Annotated in this window: 2 protein-coding genes; one reads left to right on the forward strand and one right to left on the reverse strand. The window is 76.2% G+C overall.

From position 1 onward, the window contains the following. Nucleotides 1–639: small ribosomal subunit Rsm22 family protein (locus tag ABD317_RS36210; RefSeq protein WP_344296187.1), on the forward strand; the 639-nt coding region annotated here is incomplete at its 5' end. An 88-nt stretch (nucleotides 640–727) separates the two neighbouring features. On the opposite strand, the gene ddaH is transcribed toward ABD317_RS36210, so the two are convergent. Then, complete coding sequence (gene ddaH / locus ABD317_RS36215; RefSeq protein WP_027755943.1) at nucleotides 728–1,543, reverse strand: dimethylargininase; 816 nt, start codon at nucleotides 1,541–1,543, stop codon at nucleotides 728–730. Nucleotides 1,544–2,158 lie beyond the last annotated feature (615 nt).

Genomic DNA, 2,158 nt, shown 5'->3' on the forward strand with positions numbered 1-2,158 from the left:
GCCGGCGCCGCCGCCCCGGCGGTACGCGCCGCCGAGTGGCGCCGCCACCCGGTCGGCACGGCCGGCTCCGCGTGGGCGCCGGCCGGGCTGGTCACCGTCTCGTACGTGCTCGGCGAGCTGTCCGAGGACGTACGCCGCGGCGTCGTCGCGGACGCGGCCCGCAGCGCGCGCGGCGGCGTCGTGGTCGTGGAGCCGGGTACGCCGGAGGGGTACCGCCGGGTGCTCGACGCGCGGCGGCAGCTGGTGGCCGCCGGGTTCGAGGTGCTGGCGCCGTGTCCGCACAGCGCGGCGTGCCCCATGGCGGGGACCGCCGACTGGTGCCACTTCGCCGCCCGCGTCCAGCGGTCCGCGCTGCACCGGCGGATCAAGGGCGGCGAGCTGGGGCACGAGGACGAGAAGTTCGCGTACGTGGCCGCCGCCCGCCCGGACCGCGTGGGCGGGGCGCCGGCGGCCGGCCGCGTCGTACGCCATCCGCAGCTGCGCAAGGGCCAGGTGCTGCTGCAGCTGTGCACGGCCGGCGAGGGGCTGGCCGGTACGACCGTCTCCAAGCGGCAGGGGCCGCGCTACCGGGCCGCCCGGGACGTGCGGTGGGGCGATGCGTGGCCGCCGCCGGAGGGCGACGGCCACGGCCTTCCCTGACCCGGCCGATCAGCCACGAGGCCACGAGGCCACGAGGCCACGAGGCCAGGAAAAGCGGAGCTGGTCGGCCGCTCGGTCCCGCAGCCGCTCAGTCGCGCAGCTCCAGCGTGCAGCACTTCACACTGCCGCCGCCCTTGAGCAGCTCCGTCAGGTCCATCGGGATCGGTTCGAAGCCCCGCGCCCGCAGCGGGGCGGCCAGCCCGGCCGCCCCCTGCGGCAGCAGCACGTGGCGGCCGTCGCTGACGGCGTTGAGGCCCAGCGCCAGCGCGTCCTCCTCCGCCGCCAGGACGGCGTCGGGGAAGAGCCGGGCGAGGACGTCCCGGCTGCCCGGCGAGAAGGCGGCCGGGTAGTACATGACGTCGGTGTCGGTGGAGTCGTCCAGGACGCACAGCGCGGTGTCGAGGTGGTAGAAGCGCGGGTCGACGAGGTCGAGGCCGATGACCGGCCGGCCCAGGTACTCCTGTGCCTCGGCGTGCGACTCGGGGCTGCTGCGGAAGCCGCGCCCGGCGAGGATCCAGGAGCGGGTGACGGCGAAGTCGCCCTCGCCCTCGTTGACGTGTTCCGGCAGGTGGTAGTCGGTGAAGCCGTGGGCGCGGAACCAGCGGCGCTGGGCGGTGGCCTCGCCGCTGCGCTGCGGGTAGGCGAAGCGCGCGCCGAGCACGCGGCCGTCGACGACGAGCGCGCCGTTGGCGGCGAAGACCATGTCCGGCAGGGCGGGGTCGGGCTCCAGCAGCTCGACGGTGTGGCCGAGGGAACGCTGGCGGGCGACGAGGTCCTCCCACTGCGCGAGCGCGAGCTGGAGGTCGACGGGCTTGGCGGGGTCCATCCACGGGTTGATGGAGTACGTGACGGCGAAGTGTGCCGGTGGGCACATCAGGTACCGGCGCGCCGAGGCTGTGCGCAACAACGAGGGCTCCTCACTGCTGACGACCAAGCGCCGGCCCGCGGATCGCGCGCGCCGACGCACGTAACCGAATGGTGCCCGCTGAAGTGCCGCGCGCGCAGCACTGCGACACGAGTGGCCGGAGACGTGTCGCGGGGCGCGACGGCACCGGCGGGAACGCCCCGCGGTTCACCGCCCGCCACTGGCGCAATCAGGGCGATACGCACTGGTGCGCGGTGGTCACGTTTTCATCGCGCGCCGCGCCGGCCCGGGGGCGTGTCCGTCAGCCTGATCGTCCGCATCCGCGCAGGTCCGGGCGTACGGGCCGGCCGGCGGCCGGCGGCCGCGGCGGGTCCCGGCGCCTCGGTACCGGAGGGCGGCCGGCGGTCCGGATGGCATACCGTGGCACAGTATCGGCCTACGGGCACCCGGTCAGGTGGCAGCATGAAGATCGGGGCCATCGGGACGACGGGCCGAGGTGAGGGGACGCATGGCACGGGTACGCAGGCTTCCGGACTGGCTTTCCGGCACCCGCCGCGGCCCGACCAGCGCCAGCGCCGCCGCCGCGGAGCGCCTGCAGGCGGGCGGCGCCGGGGGCAGGGAGCTGGTGGTGGCCGCCGCCGTCGCGGGGCCGGC

The organism is Streptomyces synnematoformans, from assembly GCF_039531005.1.
Taxonomy (GTDB): Bacteria; Actinomycetota; Actinomycetes; order Streptomycetales; family Streptomycetaceae; genus Streptomyces; species Streptomyces synnematoformans.